12 protein-coding genes and 1 other annotated feature (1 of these 13 cut by a window edge) are annotated in these 19015 nt (G+C 45.6%); of the genes, 2 read left to right on the top strand and 10 right to left on the bottom strand.

Annotated features, from left to right (window positions below):
• Positions 1 to 16: a binding site (T-box leader), on the bottom strand; it reaches 228 nt to the left of the window's first position.
• A 153-nt stretch (positions 17 to 169) separates the two neighbouring features.
• Genes GPL15_RS26400 through GPL15_RS26390 form a run of 3 tightly spaced genes read right to left on the bottom strand, consistent with a single transcriptional unit; the run spans position 170 to position 5804 of the window.
• Positions 170 to 982: a hypothetical protein gene (locus GPL15_RS26400; protein ID WP_215701656.1), complete on the bottom strand. Its 813-nt coding sequence runs from the start codon at positions 980 to 982 to the stop codon at positions 170 to 172.
• On the bottom strand, positions 979 to 2202 hold the full coding sequence (locus GPL15_RS26395; protein ID WP_215701655.1) for a DUF5716 family protein: 1224 nt from the start codon (positions 2200 to 2202) through the stop codon (positions 979 to 981). The genes GPL15_RS26400 and GPL15_RS26395 overlap by 4 nt, the downstream gene beginning before the upstream one ends.
• Before the next feature lie 26 nt (positions 2203 to 2228).
• Entirely contained in the window at positions 2229 to 5804 is a 3576-nt protein-coding gene (locus GPL15_RS26390) for a DUF5717 family protein (protein WP_215701654.1), read from the bottom strand.
• Positions 5805 to 6004: 200 nt separating this feature from the next.
• On the opposite strand from GPL15_RS26390, the gene GPL15_RS26385 reads away from it, so the two are divergent.
• A complete protein-coding gene (locus GPL15_RS26385; protein ID WP_215701653.1) occupies positions 6005 to 6526 on the top strand; it encodes a DUF4364 family protein in 522 nt (173 codons plus the stop codon).
• Between the two features lie 106 nt (positions 6527 to 6632).
• Here the strand turns inward: GPL15_RS26385 and yihA are convergent, their stop codons facing one another.
• From yihA to GPL15_RS26350, 7 genes are all read right to left on the bottom strand, one after another.
• Complete coding sequence (gene yihA / locus GPL15_RS26380) at positions 6633 to 7229, bottom strand: ribosome biogenesis GTP-binding protein YihA/YsxC (protein WP_215701652.1); 597 nt, start codon at positions 7227 to 7229, stop codon at positions 6633 to 6635.
• Positions 7226 to 9541 carry an endopeptidase La gene (gene lon, locus GPL15_RS26375; protein WP_215701651.1) on the bottom strand — a complete coding sequence of 772 codons (2316 nt, stop codon included), beginning with the start codon at positions 9539 to 9541 and terminating at the stop codon, positions 7226 to 7228. Before lon ends, yihA begins: the two co-directional genes overlap by 4 nt.
• Before the next feature lie 82 nt (positions 9542 to 9623).
• Positions 9624 to 10925, bottom strand: coding sequence for an ATP-dependent Clp protease ATP-binding subunit ClpX (gene clpX / locus GPL15_RS26370; RefSeq protein WP_215701650.1), 1302 nt, complete (start codon positions 10923 to 10925; stop codon positions 9624 to 9626).
• Between the two features lie 39 nt (positions 10926 to 10964).
• Positions 10965 to 11546 (bottom strand): ATP-dependent Clp endopeptidase proteolytic subunit ClpP, encoded by a 582-nt coding sequence (gene clpP, locus GPL15_RS26365; RefSeq protein WP_215701649.1) that lies wholly within the window; start codon positions 11544 to 11546, stop codon positions 10965 to 10967.
• Between the two features lie 101 nt (positions 11547 to 11647).
• Positions 11648 to 12934 (bottom strand): trigger factor, encoded by a 1287-nt coding sequence (tig, locus tag GPL15_RS26360; RefSeq protein ID WP_215701648.1) that lies wholly within the window; start codon positions 12932 to 12934, stop codon positions 11648 to 11650.
• A gap of 124 nt (positions 12935 to 13058) precedes the next feature.
• Positions 13059 to 16040 (bottom strand): EAL domain-containing protein, encoded by a 2982-nt coding sequence (locus tag GPL15_RS26355; RefSeq protein WP_215701647.1) that lies wholly within the window; start codon positions 16038 to 16040, stop codon positions 13059 to 13061.
• A gap of 1 nt (position 16041) precedes the next feature.
• Positions 16042 to 17487: an extracellular solute-binding protein gene (locus tag GPL15_RS26350; RefSeq protein ID WP_215701646.1), complete on the bottom strand. Its 1446-nt coding sequence runs from the start codon at positions 17485 to 17487 to the stop codon at positions 16042 to 16044.
• Positions 17488 to 17840: 353 nt separating this feature from the next.
• Between GPL15_RS26350 and GPL15_RS26345 the strand changes: the two genes are divergently transcribed.
• Entirely contained in the window at positions 17841 to 18296 is a 456-nt protein-coding gene (locus GPL15_RS26345; protein ID WP_215701645.1) for a CYTH domain-containing protein, read from the top strand.
• Positions 18297 to 19015: the final 719 nt, after the last annotated feature.

Raw genomic sequence — 19015 nt, 5'->3', positions numbered from 1 at the left:
TCTTCCAAGCATTTCCATCTATCTTTTTCTAATGCTCTTATCATAATTGCTTTAATTTATTTTGTCAAGGCCCAAAATTGAACCTTTCCATCATTTAGCAGTAAAGCTTTTAATAGTTCAGAAGGCTCATCTTCCTGACTGGTAAAGACTGGTCAAGAAGCATCGGATGTTACGCCATATTCCTGTATTCCTGTTTCCACGTCTGCACCATCTGGGCCGCTCCGGCCATTCTTTTGATTGAATCCTTTTTAAACAATTCGTTCAGATCCTCAATCTTATCCGATTCCGAAGCGATTTCACGGGCCTGGCTGATTCTGGCATCCCATTGCCGCATCATCTCCTCCGTCACCAGGGACTGGAATCTCTCACTCAGCGACAAGGCCGAGTCCATCTTAGTCAGAAAATAGAGTTTCTGTATAATGCCCAAGTCCTTTAAATATCCATAAGACAGCTTATACGCCTGAAATGCCTTGGAAAACTGAAACACCCTGGCATAAGCGGTCCCCAGGTTATTGTAGATCTTACCGGCAAAGCTGTCGCCCATCTCTTTTAATTCCGGATCTTCCAGTATTTTTTTATATACTGCAATGGCCTTTCCGTACTGGCCGCAGGCAAACAGATAATCCGCCTTGTTTTTCTGGTATTCCATGGGCTTCATCTTTCTGATTGCCTGAATCTGCTGGCGCAGTTTTCCGATTTCAGCCGTCGTATAATAATCACATTCCTGAAGAATGATCAACAGCATATCATCCGGGTTCTCACCGCTCTTTTTCCAACGGTCCAGTTTCAAAGCAGTAAATCCCATATCCAGCTCATCCCGGATAAATGCGATCAAAGCGTCGTCCACAAACCCGTCCAGAACCAGCATCAGGTGATTATAGATCACATAACACAGTTCCTGGGATGAGTAAATGTGGATTCCAAGATTTTCTATATAATACGGATGTTTTACCGGCTCCTGCCGGCACAATATTAAGCTCATATCATGACCTCTTGTCTGATGACTGAATCGGTGGCCGGATACAGCTCACCAAACCCCTTATCCTTAATCACCACCGCCATGGTATTCCGGTCCAGAAATCCAACGCTGACTGAAACCCTGGTCGTCCGGCCCGGACGCTCCGGAAATCCTTCTAACGGGATCCGCACCAGCTTTTTCTTTTTAGGATCCTGGGGAGTGATCATAAATTCTATGGCATTCTGGCTGTCCGTTATAAAATCCATGGTGCTTTTGCATTCATACCAGTTATCCCCCGCAGAAGCTACAACCAACTGCCCTTCTTTGTCCCTGTGGAAAATATTGACCGTCACCGTGGCCTCCAGCCTGCCTTCACAGATAAAAACATAGGGATAAGAAGTCTTCTCCTGCTGGTAATCTGCCGCTTTATACGCAGCGCCTTTGGCAAACACACTGCTCTCCCCGTAAACACGGCGTTTGGAACAGATCATCTTCATGAACTCCACTGCCCAGTCCTGTGTCTCAAAACCCTTCCCGGTGAGAAAAATGGAAGAAAACAGCTTTTTCTGGAGAAGCCGGTCCCCACAGGCGCATAAAATCTTGTCTGCCAGCTTTCCGCCGGCGCTGCTGGACAGGATATCCAGGCTGAAGGCCTCATCCAGATCTTCATATTCGGCAATCACCGTGGTCTGTCTCAGCCCTCTCTGCACCTTTAACTCGTAATACCTCAGATACTCTTCCGATAGGTCGAACATGCCCACCTGATTGCTCCACACTTCCCTCTTCTGGCTCAGGATATAATAGATAAATCCTTCCGTATGGCTGATTACATGAAATCTTTCCCTTGGAATATCCAGAAAATCAGCGCATTTTAACAATGCATCTATCAATTTAGCGTCCACTTTTCTCAAAGCGACCACCAACTGGGCCACCGTCGTATTTTCCCGGTTTTTAAGCGGAAGCTCCAGCACTTTTTTCATATACTGCTTCAAGAGATCCAGTCCTTCGTACCGGATTCCCCCTATGGTTGCCGTACCGTCCTTCTTTACCAGGCTCAAAAGTTTATCGACAATCGTGCCTTCACCGATCAGGGTAAATCCGTATGCTTCTTCGCCCACAGACCACTCTTCTTCATTTTTCTTCCTGCAGATCACCGTCGGTATTGTAACAGCCTGTTCGTCTCCATAACAACAGACCTGCGTGTAAGTATCACATAAATCCAGTCCTATTATCAGTCCGTCCATAGACAGCCCCCTTATTCAAATATCCTCTACATCAGGGAAAATAATTCTTCTGCCGTAGCAATTTTCACCAGATATTCCTGCATCTTCTTTTTCAGGCTCTCTTCTTCCTTCAGACTTAAACACAATCCCATATCATTCAGACAGGCAAACCGGCTGTCCGATTTGGGGAATGCGGACATATCGCATGAAATGCTGCCCTCTTCTGCCAGCACACGGGTTCCGTCCTTTATATCATAAATCTGGTATTCCATAATTTCGCCTTCAAAAAGGATTTTTTGTTTAATAAAAATCCCCTGATAAACCCGTTTCATCTCTTCCCCGTGGAATTCCTCTTCGTCAGGCAGAATTCTGATTTTCAACTCCACCTTGGAATCTTTTCTTCCACAATACTGAATAATCCCTTTATCCATAATGTCCTCAGGTATTGCCATATGCTTTGCCAAATCCTTAAAATAGGCAAAAACCATGCCTTCAGACAGAATAATATTCATGATCGTTTCACATAGCTTCTTCTGTTTGTCCGTAAGAGTTGGAAGCGTGGAATAATATTTTGTCAAAGCCAGCAGATAGATGGTCGGAACCTTATCCTTTTCAATGGTGCCGTGGATCGCTCCTTCCAGATAACTGAACACTTTGTCATCCGATGGGAGCCCCTGAATGAAATACTCCGCGCTTTTCACCGTAAAATAGGCCTTAACAATGCTTTCCGACGTCTTTTTCCTGGACGCATACAGATCAAATACCTTGTCTATATTGAGCGTGACATCGGCAAACAGCATCTGGGCTAAAAGCCGCTCCTCCATATCATAAGTCTCAACATGATCCACCAGTCCCTGCTTTAATACCCGGTACATCTGTGCGGCTGTGCCGTTATAATGCTCACAGAGATAGTCCATGACCACACTGTCGGAAAATCCAGCGCTGAACACGCGGTATGACAGATGGAGAAGCAGATCATCCTGATCAAATAAGCTCTGCAGGATCATCTTGGAACACATCTTGAGCAAATGTTTCTCTGATATTTTTTCAGCTCCGTATTCTTTAATCAGCTCATAAGCCTCACGGATATATCCCTGACGGATAAAGGTTTCACAGACGCTGATCCGTTCCGCCCTGGTCACGGACCTCATATCCATCATGAGCAGATAACTGCTGCTTTTCTCCGCCGTATCTTCCTCTTCCCCTGCAGCCATGCGGGCATAGTAGGAAACGATCTTGCTGAGTATCTTCTTTTCATACATGGGATGCAGTTTCAACTGGCCTGCAAGCTGCTCCAATAGGCGTATCTGTTCTTCATCCGGGTTTTCCATCTCCAGAATCTTCCCGCACTCCTTTAAAAGCAGCATGGTGTGCTCCGGATAGACTTCAAAACATCTCTGCTCCAGCTCAGGCTTGTCCATCACCGGCGTTTTGACATATGCGATGTCCGCATACCGGTTGCCGTAAGCGTCCTGAAAAAGGATGTGGCTCTTTTCCGAAAACAGCGGCACATAAGCCACGCCGTCATTAACTGCGTATGCCTCTTCCTCCAACAGCTCTTCATGGCAGACCACCACATATTTCATGGCCTGATTCTTACAGCTTATCCGGTAAGACCTTAAAATAGCAGGCAGAACTTTTGCCACCGGCTTATCGATCATATCCTTGTAAATCATATGATCATAAATCACAGCCAGGCGGCGGTTAATCTGGGCCGCAAATAACTGGCTCATGGCAAACTGCTCTATCTCCCGCTCGTAATCCTTATAAATGGCGGTGTCCGAATTCACATAAGTCAATATGTTCTGGTAAAGCACCGACTTATTATAACGATCCAGCTCATTATCATAAGAAAAATACAACAGGATCTCCCTTGGAAGGGCGTGGTTGTATTCCTTTGGCAGGGAATACAGATAATATTCATACAGCCTGGTCAAACTGATCTTTTCCGCCAGCGCCTTTTCATACCAGGAAAATGCTTCCGGCGTTCTGATTCCGCCTTTAATCAGGATTCCGCACAGAGCGCCAAGAAGCTCTTTTTCCGGATACCTCCCATAAAGCTTAACCAGAATGTGATACAGGATCTTGTTATAATACTTCACGGCCATTGCGGTCTTCGCGATTTTCAAAGCCAGATCCAGGGAAATCACATCCCTCTTGGCCCCATAATTCAAAGCCTGCAGTTCCAGGCCCTCCAGGCTCTTTAAAAATTCCGGATTCCCGTTTAACACCTTACATACTTTTGCATACAGCAGCGGACTGTGGCAGCCCCGGGCATAGATCTTCTTGATTCTCGCCAGCAGATTGGCCGGATTCTCCGCCAAATCTTCATCCAGCTTTAAAAGCAGGAAAAACAGATAATGGTTCTGTTTCCGTTCTTCCAGATATTTGTTGAGAAGGCGGATCAGGGATTCCTTCTGACCGTCATTGGGATGGATTAAAAGGTTCAGATACTGGTAGTAACAGTAATCCTCCACCGCCTCCAGCCTGGACATCAGAACGCTCTCCCTGCACTCATCCAGAATCATGCAGGCCTGTTCCTTATTGTCCGTTAAATACAGCAGTTCCGCATACATCAAATTCAGCCGGTTATTGGGTCCATAAAGAGCCCTCACCAGTTCCAGCTCCTGGATCATCCGGTTCAGGATAAATGCATCCTCATAGCTGCCGCTTTCATAATCTAAACGGAGGGAAATATAGCGTTCCAGATCTTTTCTGGCCACTGGCGTTGTCCCATCCGTAACCTCCACGGTTTCATCCCCCAGCGCTTCCACAGGAATGGTCACCGTTTTATTATACATAGTGAGGATCACCGCTCCAAAATTCCTGCCTTTATGCAGCCTGGACGGCTGGATCCTGAACTTAAATTCACATTGATTGTCCGAAAAATCGGCATTTGTAATAATCTTTTGGGGAAGCAGTATGAAATCTCCATCCGCTTTTGCCTCCATATAGGCATAGCCCCAGGTGTTTTTCTTTATTAAAATCTTATCGTCCAGCGGCTCCAGAAGATTTTCGTAAAATCTGGTTTCTTCGGGAATCTCCAGCCGGACCGGATCTTTCACTTTCAGGAAAACAAGAAATTCTTCCATCTGGTTGTGCCTGTTCACACGCCCTTTCAGGCCGTCATATACGGCGCGTATCCCAATATCCTGCATAAAGGGCGCTTCAACGAAATCCTGGTATTCAAACAGCCTAAGCGCCGTATCCCAGTCATTCTTAGCCAGCTTTCCAAAATCCGCCGCTGTCTCCAGACCGCCCAGCACTTTGCCTGAATTGCCAAGCTCCACACGAAAAGAATAAGGAATCTCCTTTTCACCGCCATTGGTCACCAGATAAAAAGATCCCTTAATTATGTCACCGTGTTCCAGGTGACCACTATTTATTTCATAAGTTATATGATTTCTGAGCCCTCCAAATGCATAGTTCTGTATACAGACCCTTTCACTTGAAGAATACATGAGCCCTTTAATATGCAGGTTATTCTCACTTGTTATGTAGACTTCTTTTTTTGTGATTTCCCCTGCTCTCACCACCTCATCAATGGTGTCCGGGCTGCATATGATCTGAGGTACTTCAGAATCAATAATCCCTTTTGCCAGTCGATTGATTTTCTCTTTCATGGTACCACCCGTCTTTTATCATCAATGTTTATCATATCATATTTTTAAATGATTTAAAAGCAGATTTTGTCGACTAATGTCGTACCAGTATTTGGCAGGAAAAGGCCGACTATATAAAGCTTTGCAACATCCCCTTGATTTAACGGTTGAAAATTGATATGATAGGGATAACACTACGATACATCAAACGGAGAATAACTATGCTTTCTGAACCCATGACTTTATATAAACTGATGAACCTGTATATGCTGAAGCAGGTGAATTTTCCACTGACAAATTCCCAGTTGTCGGATTTTTTTCTGGATCATGAATATACCACTTATTTTACGCTGCAGCAGGCGCTGAATGAACTTCTGGAAGCCGGACTGGTGCGTGTAGAAAGCATTCATAATACTTCCCGTTACGAAATCACAAAAGAGGGGGAAGACACCCTTTCTTTTTTTGGAAAAAAGATATCTCCCGCTATCATTGAAGATATGGATCAATACCTGAAGGAAAACCGGTTCCGCCTGCGCAATGAAGTGGGCATGGTATCCGATTTTTATAAGTCCACCAATCAGGATTACATCGTACACTGCGAAGTCCGGGAAGGCAGGAATCCGTTAATCAGTTTTGATTTATCCGTGCCGGATAAAGAACAGGCGGAACTCATGTGCAGCAATTGGGAAAACAAAAGCCAGGAAATCTATTCCTTTGTAATGCGCACCCTTATGAGCAGCTAAAAAGATGGAACCGGCATATCACACCGAACTCTTTTACAGAATTCCAGCGGATAACGCGGTCCCATCTTTTTTATTATTCCTTGTCTTTTACTGTTTTATAATTCTTTTAATTCTGATTTTCCTGCGTCAAAGTCTCAATAAAATCCCAGATCTCTTCCCTGCCCTGTTTGCTCGCTGCGGAAAATGGAAATATCTGAACCTCCGCCCCTGCGCCCAATCCGGTTCTCAGCATCTTAATATGCTTTTGTATCTGGCTTCTGTTGATTTTGTCCAGCTTTGTGGCCACAATGATCGGCTGGTATCCGTTGTGGAGAATCCACTCATACATGGTCCTGTCGTTGCTTGACGGCTCATGCCGTATGTCGATCAGGAGAAATACCGCTTTCAGCATCTTGGATCTATGAAGATAATCCTCAATCATCTTTCCCCATTTGGCCTTCACCTCTACCGCCACCTTGGCATATCCGTATCCCGGCAGGTCCACATAATAAAAAGCATCGTTAATCTTATAATAATTAATCGTCTGCGTCTTACCCGGCTGGGAAGATGTCCTGGCAAGGGATTTCCGGTTCATAAGCGCGTTGATCAGGGACGATTTTCCTACATTGGACTTGCCTGCGAACGCAAATTCCGGGCATGTATTTTCCGGCAGCGTGCTGGTAATACCACAGACCGTCTCCAATTCAGCGTTTTTAATAATCATTCTATAAATGCCTCCTGTATCACTTCCTGCATATGTTTCACATATACAATCTGCAGACCTTTCGTAATCTCTTTCGACAGTTCCGCTATATCCGGGCGGTTTTTATCCGGCACAAGCACTTTTTTGATGTGCGCCATCTTTGCCGCCAGTATCTTTTCTTTCAGGCCTCCGATGGGGAGAACCCGTCCTCTCAGGGTGATTTCCCCGGTCATGGCTACCTTGGCAGAAACCATCTTTCCCGTCACCGCCGAGAGCATGGCCGTGGCCATGGTGATTCCTGCGGACGGGCCGTCCTTGGGAACCGCTCCTTCCGGTATATGGATGTGCATGTCATGCTTTTCGAAATAATCATCTGCCACCTGATAATCCGGACAGACCGAACGCACATAGGTAAGGGCGGTCTGCGCTGATTCCTTCATCACATCCCCCATCTGGCCCGTCATCGCCAGCTCTCCTTTTCCAGGCATCACATTTACTTCGATCTGAAGGGTGTCCCCTCCAACGCTAGTCCATGCCAATCCCCTGACAATCCCCACCTGATCCTCTTCATTGGCGGATTCAAAGGAAATTCTCTCTTTTCCCAGGTATTTTTCCAGATTGCTCTCTGTCACCTTGATGACGGCTTTTTTATTTTCCAGAAATTCTCTGGCCGATTTCCGGCAGATATCACCGATCCTGCGTTCCAGATTCCGGACGCCGGCCTCTCTTGTATAGTTATGGATGATCTTCTCCAGGGCATGATCGCTGATCATAAGCTGTTCTTTCGTAAGGCCATGACGTTCCAGTTGTTTTGCTACCAAATAGTCTTTGGCAATATGGAATTTTTCATTCTCCGTATAGCTGTTCACTTCAATCAATTCCATACGGTCCAAAAGCGGCCCCGGTATGGTCTGGGTTGTATTAGCCGTCGCGATGAACAGAACATTGGACAAATCAATGGGCTGCTCAACATAATGGTCGCGGAAACGCACGTTCTGTTCCCCATCCAAAACCTCAAGAAGGGCGGAAGACGTATCTCCCTTATAATCACTGCTCACCTTATCAATCTCGTCCAAAAGCATCAGCGGATTGCTGACCCCTGCCTGACGCAGACCGTCTACAAGACGTCCTGGCATCGCTCCTACGTAAGTTTTCCGGTGGCCGCGGATCTCCGCTTCATCCCGGATGCCGCCCAGGCTGATCCGCACGTATTTTTTGTTCAGAGCCTTTGCCACAGACCGGGCAATGGAGGTCTTTCCGGTTCCGGGAGGCCCCACAAGGCAGATAATCGGGCTGCTTCCTTTCTTTGTCAAGGTACGGACCGCCAGATATTCCAAAATCCGTTCTTTTACCTTCTCTAAACCGTAATGGTCTTCATTCAGAATTTTTTCCGCATTTTTCAGGTTGTTGTAATCCTTTGACATCTTTTTCCAGGGCAGGTCTAACAGGGTTTCTATATAGGTTCTCAGCACATTGGCTTCCTGGCTTCCGCTGGGCATGTTTTTAAACCGGTCAATCTCCTTTTGGATCTTTTCAACCACCTCTTTATCCGCTTTCAGGCTCTTTAGCTGCTTCTGGTATTCATCCGCATCCGATGCGGGATTGTCTTCTCCCAGTTCCTGGCGGATAATTCTCATCTGCTCCCTGAGGATATATTCTTTTTGGTTCTTGTCTATGCTGGCCTTCACCTTAGCCTGGAATTCCTTTTTAATCTGGGAAACCTGGATTTCTGTAATCAGGTTATGTACCAGGACTTCATAGCGGTGTTCCAAAAGAAGGCTTTCCAGAATCTCCTGTCTCACCGTATAATCCCACGGAAGCTGGATCCCGATCTGATCCATCAACTGCCCCAGTTCGGAAATAGAAATCAGGTTAGGAAGGATCTCCTTGGCCGCCTTTGGATAGGCCCTGCCGTATTCCTCCAGTTTCTCTTTCAAAATCCTGGACATCGCCTCCTGGGTTACCAGATCCATCTCTTCATAATTGGAACCGATACATTCTATCTCTCCCATTAAATAGGGTTCATCCGAATCCAGTCCAAAAAGCTCTGCGCGCTGAAGCCCTTCTACCATTACACGGACCACATTGCCGGGCATTTTTACCAACTGTTTTATTAAAGCAACGGTTCCGATATGATAAAGCTCATCCATCCCCGGATTCATCTCATTAATATCTTTCTGCGTCATAAGGCAGACTTTCTGATCGCTGACCATTGCTTTTTCAACAGCAGCAATCGATTTTGCCCTGCTGATGTCAAAATGGATAATCATTCCGGGCAGAATCGTCAGTCCTCTTAGTGCGATTACAGGCATTGTAATGATATGGTTCTCCATTACTCTTCCCTCCTTTTCGTGTTTTCGTTCGTTTAGGATTTTCTAGCAAAAATGGGAGCACTGCTCCCATTTTTCAATATCTCTATGCAATACTGTCTGTTCTGTCTTTTTTCAGCCTCTGGGCCAATGTCTTTCTCGGCACCGTAGTATCGCGGTATATGATATCCGCTTCGCCGGAACCGTCCACGACCGCTTTGGTAATTGTACAGATTCCGATATTGTTATCAGACGGAACTTCATACATCAGATCCATCATCACGGATTCCATAATTGATCTCAGACCTCTTGCCCCGGTCTTTCTTTCGTAAGCCAGTGTCGCGATCTCTTCCAGGGCGTCCTGCCTGAATTCAAGCTTCACATCATCCAGTTCGAATAACTTCTGATACTGTTTGGTAAGAGCGTTTTTAGGTTCCGACAGAATCCTGATCAGCGCGCTCTTGGTAAGCAGTTCCAATGATACCGTTACCGGCACACGGCCGATGAACTCAGGGATCAAGCCGAATTTCACTAAATCCTGAGGCAGCACTTTTTTCAGAAGTTCATCCAGATCGGCCTGGTTTTTATCGACGATCTCAGCGTTAAAACCGATGGAACCTGTGCTGAGACGATTTTCAACGATCTTCTCCAGCCCGTCAAAAGCGCCCCCGCATATAAACAGGATATTGGTCGTATCGATCTGCAGAAGTTCCTGATGAGGATGTTTTCTTCCCCCCTGGGGCGGCACGCTTGCAACCGTACCTTCCAGGATTTTGAGCAGCGCCTGCTGCACGCCCTCACCGGACACGTCTCTTGTGATGGAGACATTTTCCGACTTTTTAGTGATCTTATCGATTTCGTCAATGTAGATAATGCCGTATTCCGCCCTGCTGATATCGTAATCAGCCGACTGAATCAATTTCAGAAGTATATTTTCAACGTCCTCACCAACATACCCTGCTTCTGTTAAGGCCGTCGCATCTGCTATAGCAAAAGGAACATTCAAAATCTTAGCCAAAGTCTGGGCCAGATAAGTTTTGCCGGAACCTGTGGGTCCAAGCATGAGGATGTTGCTCTTCTGTACATCCACATCCAGATTCCTCTTGGATGTAATCCTCTTGTAATGATTGTACACCGCAACGGAAAGCACTTTCTTTGCCGCTTCCTGGCCAATCACGTATTCGTCAAGAAATTTTTTGATTTCCTTTGGCTTCAATAAATTAATATCTCCAAAATCAGGCGCCGGATCATCATGATTTTCAAGCTCTTCTTCCAGTATTTCCGCACAGAGGTCAATACATTCATCACAGATAAACACATTGTTGGAACCTGCGATTAATTTTCTGACCTGATCCTGGCCTTTGCCGCAAAAAGAACATCTCACTTTATCGTCTGCTCTGCCTGGCATATACACACCTCATTCTTTCTATCGTTTCACAACAAACTCCTAACGGTTCGTAATTACGCTGTCAATCAAACCATATGCCTTTGCCTCTTCCGCTGTCATATAGTGATCTCTGTCCGTATCCCTTTCAATCACCTCTAAAGGCTGGCCGGTGTTTGCTGCGAGGATTTCATTCAACTTTTTCTTGGTCTGCAGGATCTTTTCCGCAACGATCTGAATCTCCGTCGCCTGTCCCTGCGCTCCGCCGGATGGCTGATGGATCATCACCTCTGCGTTAGGCAGCGCAAAACGTTTGCCCTTGGCGCCGCCGGCCAGAAGAAATGCCCCCATACTCGCCGCCATGCCAATGCAAATGGTGGACACGTCGCATTTGATATAATTCATCGTATCGTAAATCGCCATTCCTGCCGTAACAGAACCGCCCGGGCTGTTAATGTACAGGCTGATATCCTTATTGGTATCTTCTGATTCCAGGAAAAGGAGCTGTGCGACAATCAGACTGGCTGAAACATCGTTCACTTCTTCCCCGAGAAAGATAATCCTTTCTTTTAACAGTCTGGAATAGATATCGTAGGAACGCTCCCCACGGCTGGTTGACTCAATGACATAAGGTACTAAACTCATATGAAACTTCCTCCTCTGCCCGCTATAATCATGTTTTAACAAAGACACAGGTAGATCCCCGCTTAAAAAGCAGGAACCTACCCCTTTATCTTATCGTTCCATTAAACCAGTTTTGCTTCCGCAACAATCATGTCTACGGCTTCCTGTACAGCCAGGTCTTCTTTCACCTGGTTGATTCCGCCTTCGCCCATGTAAGCTTTCACCTGATCGGCTTCCATCTTGTAGGCTTCTGCCATGGCTGCAATCTCTTTATCAACCGCTTCATCCTCAACCTGGATATTCTCAGCTTTAACAATCGCCTCCAAAACAAGTCTTGTCTGGATACGTCTTAAAGCCTGCGGTCTCATCTGCTCCTGAAGTTTTTCAATTGTCATGCCTGTGTACTGCATATACTGTTCAAGAGATAATCCCTGGCTCTGCATTCTTCTGGCATAATCATCGATCATGTTGTTTACCTGGCCATCAATCATCGGATCCGGTATTTCCATAGTGGCGTTGGCAACAGCCTTTTCCACTACTCTGTTTTCATTCTCTGTAGCAGCCTGTTTCTGTTTTGCCTCTAAGAGCTTTGCCTTAACATCTGCTTTGTATTCATCTAAAGTTTCAAATTCTGAAACTTCTCCGGCGAATTCATCATTCAGTTCAGGAAGTTCTTTATACTTGATCTCCTTAACGGTAACCTTAAATGTGGCCGGTTTTCCTGCCAGGTTATCCGCATGGTATTCCGTTGGGAATGTTACGTTGACTTCACATTCTTCTCCAATGTTCTTACCAACCAACTGCTCTTCAAATGTATCGATAAAGGAATGGGAACCGATTGTAAGAGGATAATCTTCGCTCTTTCCGCCGTCAAATGCCTCGCCGTCCACAAAACCTTCAAAGTCAATCACTACCTGATCGCCGTCAGCAACCGGTCTGTCTTCAACGGTAATCAGTCTGGAGTTCTGCTCCTGAACTTTCTTCAGCTCATTCTCCACGTCCTCATCCGTCACTTCCGCAGAAGCCTTTTCAACCTCAAGTCCTTTGTATTCACCTAAAGTAACTTCCGGTTTAACAGCTACTGTAGCCGTATAAATAAACTCTTTGCCTTTTTCAATCTGTACAACATCAATTTCCGGTCTGGAAACGATATCAAGGCCGCTCTCTTCCATAGCTCCTGCATAGGTAGAGTCAATAACCACATTGGCAGCATCCTCATAGAATACGCCTGGCCCATACATCTTTTCGATCATAGCCTGCGGTGCTTTGCCTTTTCTGAATCCAGGAAGATTGAATTTGTTTTTATTCTTCTTAAATGCAGTTGTCATCGCTTCTTCAAACTGTGCTGCAGGTACTTCCACTGTCAGCTTGGCCATGTTCTTTTCTAATTTTTCTACTTGTAAACTCATTATCCGGGTTCCTCCTTGAATATATAAACGAAATTAAATTTCGTATGTGAATCGCCATACCGTCAGGGCGCTACACTTCAAGTTAGCATTATATCATATCTTTCTTCTAAATACCAGTACTAATTTAATTTTCGCTTTGAGTATTTCCCTCCTGAAGAATTCTCAGTTTTTCTATCACATAGGGAGAGATGGGACGAACTTCCATCTCAGGACGGGCCAGATAAAATCCCTGGAACAGATCCACACCGTATTCTAACAGAAGTTTCAATTCTCCTTCCGTCTCCACGCCTTCAGCCAGCGTAATGATCCTTCTCCTTCTGGTATATTCCATCAGATTCTGCAAAAGCATCTGCCTGTTGGTATCCTCATGGATATTCCTCACCAGATTCATATCGAATTTGACGATTCCCGGATCGATCTGGAGCAAAACAGATTCACTGTTATATCCTGCCCCAAAATCATCGATTGCAATCATGGCTCCCCATTTTTTAGCAATATTGATCTTCTTTTCCAGACATGCCTGATCCAAAGGCTCGCTTTCCGTCATTTCAATCACCAAACGGTCCAGGTAATCCCTGTAGTTTTCCTCCAGCATGGAAATGTCCCCGTCAGACAGTGTGGTGCTGGCGATGGAATTAATGAATATCTTTTCTTCCTTCCTCACGTTTCCCGCGTTCACCTGAGCCACATAGGACTGAAGCCCTGCTTTCCAGGTGAGTTCTTCCATCTGCGGAAGTTTTGCCTGTACCCGGGCCAGATTGAGGATTTCATTGATTCCCTTCAGGTTTTTAAGTTTGGGCCTCATCAGCAGTTCGTAACCGTATACCCCTCCGTCCCGGGTCACGATAGGCTGAAAGGCAAAATCCACAAGCTGTTTTTCAAACATACGGTTCAGCTCTTCTCTTCCCGACAGAAGATAAGAATTATTTGTATAGCTTTCCGGATTAAATTCCAACGCAATCCCCTTGACGCTGTGTTTTACGGTATACATCGCGAAATCTGCATAATTCAAAAGGAGATCGAATTGACCGGCGTTGTCCGGATACCAGGCGAAACCTGCGGAAACCCTGAGTGGGATCGCGTATCCGTTGATCATCATCGTGGTGTCCTTGAGAGTGCTCATAAACAGATCCAGTCTCCGGCGGATATTGTCTTTTCCCATTTCCGTATAAAGGAATGTGACAAATTCATCTCCTGAATATCTGGATATAATTCCTCCTGTCTCTTCAAATACCCGGAGTTTATCTGCGAACAAACGGATATATCGGTCGCCTTCGTCGTGTCCATAGGTATCGTTAATATATTTCAGATTGTCCAGATCCCACATCACCATGGCCGCGCAGGAGCACTGTTTCTCTTTTATCATCCGCTCAATCCGTTCGCGGAATGCCCTTCTGTTATAAATATCGGTTAAAAGATCGTAATCCCGTTCTCTTTCCAATTTAATCTTTTCCTGCATATCCGAAGTCACATCGGACAGGACGCCTAACAGCCGCCCGCCGCTCTGGCTTGCAGTAATCAGCCTCAGCCACTTGGGCCCCTGGTCGGGCAGGTAATAGACGTGAGGTTCGCATTCCCTGTATTTCCCCTTAAATTCTGCCATCTTATCATCAAATTCCGGCTTAGCCATGTAAATATACCGGTCTTCCAGGCTGCCCCATCCCATCATTTCACAAAGGGAACGGCTGCAGTAAACATGGTTTTCATCGGAATTGATTTCAAAAACCCCGATCGCCACATTGGCATTTTCAAGGATGGAAGAAATTCTGGATGCAGCCTGGGCCACATCCTGGCTCAGCTTTTCAATCGCGTCGGTCAGCTCATCGATTTCACTGATATTCAAACGCTTTAATTTAAGGCGGCTGTAGTCTTTGTTTTCCCTCAGCTCCTCCACCAGTTTCCTGACCGGTTTCGTGACCACATTTCCCGCAATGATTCCGCCTAAAAAGCTGAGCAGGATCGGCGTCAGCATGGATGTTAAAAGCCCGGTTCTTATGGTATCATAAAAAGACAGCAGATTTTTCCTCTCCACCATCCCCAAAAGAACCCACTCATCCGATTCGAACGGAGTATTATTGGCATAAATATCCAGTTTCTCCTCAGCAACATACCACTGTCCGCCTTCTGAGGAAGTTATAATATCTATCCCGTCTTTTTCGTTATAAGAACAGCTGAGTTCCGTAACCCCTGAAAAGAAACGGTTATACATGGCGCCGGCTACCGTTACCCTGCGTACATCCGTGGTCCCCGCTTCCCTGACGCCCATAAAAAGGATCCCTCTGCCGTCATCCTCCAGTTCATTATAGTCCAAAAGGGACTGCACCTGGGACATGGTCATATCCAGTCCGGCAACTCCGATGATGCTGCCGTCTCTTAATATAATCGGGATGGAATAAGTGATCACATCTTTATCCATCTTATTCAGGCGGATGCCTTTGCTGAGGTAGCCATAATTTACCGCTTCCTGATATCCTGCCCCATGTTCCAGGGCGCTGTTATAAGGTTTGAAAAAGTACTCGGAATTGATATCCGTTTCATCAAAGGAATACCCCAATTCCCAGAAACTGTCCAGGGCGATATTGTAGGATTTGGATACGGAGGGCAGCCCCCTCTCCAGCAGCAGATCCGAATTATCCAGCGCATAGCTGCTGGTATCATAATCCCTGATATAAACGCCTGAACGGAGCCCGGCTTCCTGATTTACCGCTGCCGGGCCGTCCAACACCACAAATATACCGGTTGCATAGCTTCTATGGAGAAGATCGATCATCTGCTGGGTTATTTTTTCCGTTATCAAACGGTTTAACTGAGGATCTTTCTTTATATCATCCGCCAGTTTCCCTTCCTGATCCAATACGTTTTGTATCTCATCTGTTATGATATCCGTATCCGCAATCACGTTGATCCAGCGGTGAATGATCTCCTTTTCAAGATACAGTCGGCTGTTTTCCGTATTTTCCCGCAAAATATCTATCGCATTCATTTTCAGATTGCGAAACACTCCGCCAAATGTAATGACTGCCACAAAAAGGACCGCCTGTATCATCATGATCACAAGCAGGGGGAGTAATAATTTTGTACGGATTGACTTCGACCTATCTATCATTTTATTCTCCAAAAGCTTTTAGTTTATTATATGTATCACCGTACCACTGTTCAAAGTTTTCATCTGTAACGATAGGCTTCACCGCTTCTTCCCGGGTTTTCCCGTCTGCAATGGCCTTCTCCACCAAAGCTCTGTCATCCTGCGCCTTCTGCTGCATACTGGAATTTAACACTTCACGGGCTTCATTGCCATATTCAAAGGGTTTTGTCGTATACAGCTTATAATCAGAGACCACATTCAGGCCGATATCCAGACACTTTTTAAGGGTGATCCGCTCCTGATCGCCGGTTTCCTCAAAAAACTTCTCCAGCTTGCTGCCGTCCTTTGCATCCTTTTTAACCGGCAGATATCCGGAATTTGCGGCAAAGGAAAGATTGATATCTGTCTGAGTGAACCATTTTAAAAACTCTATGGTGGCATATTCCTTTACTTCTTCTGATTTTAAAACCAGCATCCCCGCTCCCTGCTGGACTGCGTATGGTTCTGTTCCCTCAAAATTGGGCAGAGGATAGATATCATTCTCAATTTCATAGTTGGTTCCGTCCTCTTTCGTCACGCTGGACGGAAAATAGGTGACTCCGCTGGTGGATCCTACAAAAGCCAGCAAATCACCGGTTTTAACATCATCACTTCTGAACTTTCCATAGGAAGCGTAATAACCGTTGACATATGGCACATAATAATTATCCCAAATCCGTTTCATCGCATCTTTATCAAAATCAATGGTCATTTTCCCATCGCTCACTTTGAATATCTCATGACCGAGCTGTAAGCTTCCGATTATCATATAATTGGCAAAGGCATCTCTTCCAAAAAAGGCCTTTCCGTCATCCGGCTCCTCCGTCAGGCTGTCCGTCCATTTATAATACTCTTCCGCAGTCCTGGCAATTCCTTCCCAAGTGGCAAATGTTTCATCCGACGCACCTGTGGCCTCTGAAAACTTCTTCCAGTCGGTTGTGTTAATGGCAAATACCTCTGTTGATTTCGCGATTGGAAACAGTTTAATCTGCTCATTGGTGGGGAACCGTCCCTCTTCGATGTAGGCGTCCTCATACTCGGCAATCTCATCCGCAGTCAGGTACTTGCCTATATCAACCGCCATGCCGGCTTTATCAATCACATATGCCGTATCCGCATAGGTTGCAAATGCGTTGGGCAGCTTATCCGAACCGACCTTTCCTTCCAGGCTGTCCTGAACCGCCTGGCTCAAATCATTAATGCTGCCGCGGTTAAATGCTTCCACAACAATTCCCTTTTCCATACCCACGCTTTCATTAAATTCTTTCACCAGAGCGTCAAATTCTTCCAACTGCGCTCCGTTATAATAATGCCATATCGTAATAACCACCGGGTTTTTCGCAGACAGACCATGCTCCCCCTTTTTTGAACACGCCGCAAGGCCAAATGCCAGGAAACAAAAAAGCGCCGTTCTTATAATCTTCTTCATCAGCCAGTCCTCCATATTTTTCCATATTATGCCTATTTTAGCACGCATTTTACTTATGCGCAATTAGCAGTATTAAAACCGTATATTCTCGTGAAATTCTCTTTGAGCTGGGTGCGGCGAAAAGCTGCAAAATACGGCCTTGTCTTACGCCTTCATTCATGATACCATATTTTTAACATCAAGGGTGAAGGCATTTTTAAAAATGCCTTCACCCTTGATGTTAAAAATAATCCTAATGACTTAATTTTACACTCAAATTTATTACGGAGCCACATCCTTGAATCGCAGCTAAGAATCTGACATTCACGCCTGCGCAGTATTTGAGAAAAAACGCTCCGTCATGGAGGATTTTTATGGAAATAGAACGGAAATATCTAATAACATCACCCCCTGAAGATTATACTTCCTATCCCTTTCATCAGATTGAACAGGGATATCTGAGCACCTCGCCCGTGGTAAGAGTAAGAAAAGAAGACGATTCTTATTATTTGACCTACAAATCAAAAGGGCTGATGGTAAGGGAAGAATACAATCTTCCTCTCACCAAAGCTTCTTATGAACATCTGCTGCAAAAAGCGGATGGAAATATACTGACTAAAAAACGGTATTTAATCCCTTTAGCCCCGGAAAGCACTCTGACTATTGAACTGGACATATTCGAAGGGGCTTTCAAAGGTCTGATGCTGGCGGAAGTGGAATTTGAAAATGAACAGGACGCCTCCTCCTTCCATCCCCCCGCCTGGTTCGGCGATGACGTCACCTTTTCCGGGGAATACCAAAACAGCCGGTTAAGCCAACGGGAATTATAGGATGGGGAAATCTTTATTTAACGAATTGGCAGAAGTGACGCCATGAAGACGGGGAATCTGGGGCAGGCGGCCGTGGATGAGAGGAATTGGAGGGCGGATTCCGACCCTAAGAAATACTAAGGCCTTCAAGGACGAAAAAAGACAATGCGGTGCCCATTCACGGTGAACTCTTTATGGACTTCACCGTTCAGTGGGCACCTCAGAAACTGATTCGGAATTCAGTTTCTGCCTGTCTTTTTTCGCCCTTGAAGACCAAGTATTTCTAAGCGTCTGCATATGCCCCCCAATTCCTCTCATCCACGGCCGCCTGCCCCAGATTCCCCGTCTTCATGGCTGTGTACCGGCTGAGCTACAGATAAAAAAGATTGGGAAGAAACCATAGAAAAAGCAAAGATGCGTTTGCTTGAGACGTTGTTTGGTATTTAGTACAGATTATGACATAGTCATTTCAAGTAACTGACGTGGGGATTAACAGTAAAAGGTCAAGGCATTTTCGAAAATGACTTTAGGGTTAATGTTAAATGGTGTGGGGATTTGCATTAAAGGGTGAAGGCATTTTTGAAAATACCTTCACCCTTTATGTTAAATTTGCTTTTAATACCTTGCTCCAGAGAAAACCAGCAGAAAAGCGGGACGAGGGGACGGAGGGGATGGTTGGATGGGACGGGCCAAGGGGCATCCTTCGGGGATGAAAGCCATCTGGAAACCGTTAGTGAAAG

Source organism: Clostridium sp. MCC353 (genome assembly GCF_018785315.1).
GTDB lineage: Bacteria > Bacillota > Clostridia > Lachnospirales > Lachnospiraceae > CHH4-2.
Note: the sequence above shows the minus strand (reverse complement) of the source record. Positions and strands in the feature narration are given on the sequence as shown.

Bases quoted from the DNA above. Each gene is read 5' to 3' on its own strand.
- GPL15_RS26390 (WP_215701654.1), bottom strand. From the start codon at position 5,804: ATGAAAGAGAAAATCAATCGACTGGCAAAAGGGATTATTGATTCTGAA.
- yihA (WP_215701652.1), bottom strand. From the start codon at position 7,229: ATGATTATTAAAAACGCTGAATTGGAGACGGTCTGTGGTATTACCAGC.
- GPL15_RS26350 (WP_215701646.1), bottom strand. From the start codon at position 17,487: ATGAAGAAGATTATAAGAACGGCGCTTTTTTGTTTCCTGGCATTTGGC.
- GPL15_RS26400 (WP_215701656.1), bottom strand. From the start codon at position 982: ATGAGCTTAATATTGTGCCGGCAGGAGCCGGTAAAACATCCGTATTAT.
- clpX (WP_215701650.1), bottom strand. From the start codon at position 10,925: ATGCCAGGCAGAGCAGACGATAAAGTGAGATGTTCTTTTTGCGGCAAA.
- GPL15_RS26345 (WP_215701645.1), top strand. From the start codon at position 17,841: ATGGAAATAGAACGGAAATATCTAATAACATCACCCCCTGAAGATTAT.
- GPL15_RS26385 (WP_215701653.1), top strand. From the start codon at position 6,005: ATGCTTTCTGAACCCATGACTTTATATAAACTGATGAACCTGTATATG.
- tig (WP_215701648.1), bottom strand. From the start codon at position 12,934: ATGAGTTTACAAGTAGAAAAATTAGAAAAGAACATGGCCAAGCTGACA.
- clpP (WP_215701649.1), bottom strand. From the start codon at position 11,546: ATGAGTTTAGTACCTTATGTCATTGAGTCAACCAGCCGTGGGGAGCGT.
- lon (WP_215701651.1), bottom strand. From the start codon at position 9,541: ATGGAGAACCATATCATTACAATGCCTGTAATCGCACTAAGAGGACTG.
- GPL15_RS26395 (WP_215701655.1), bottom strand. From the start codon at position 2,202: ATGGACGGACTGATAATAGGACTGGATTTATGTGATACTTACACGCAG.
- GPL15_RS26355 (WP_215701647.1), bottom strand. From the start codon at position 16,040: ATGATAGATAGGTCGAAGTCAATCCGTACAAAATTATTACTCCCCCTG.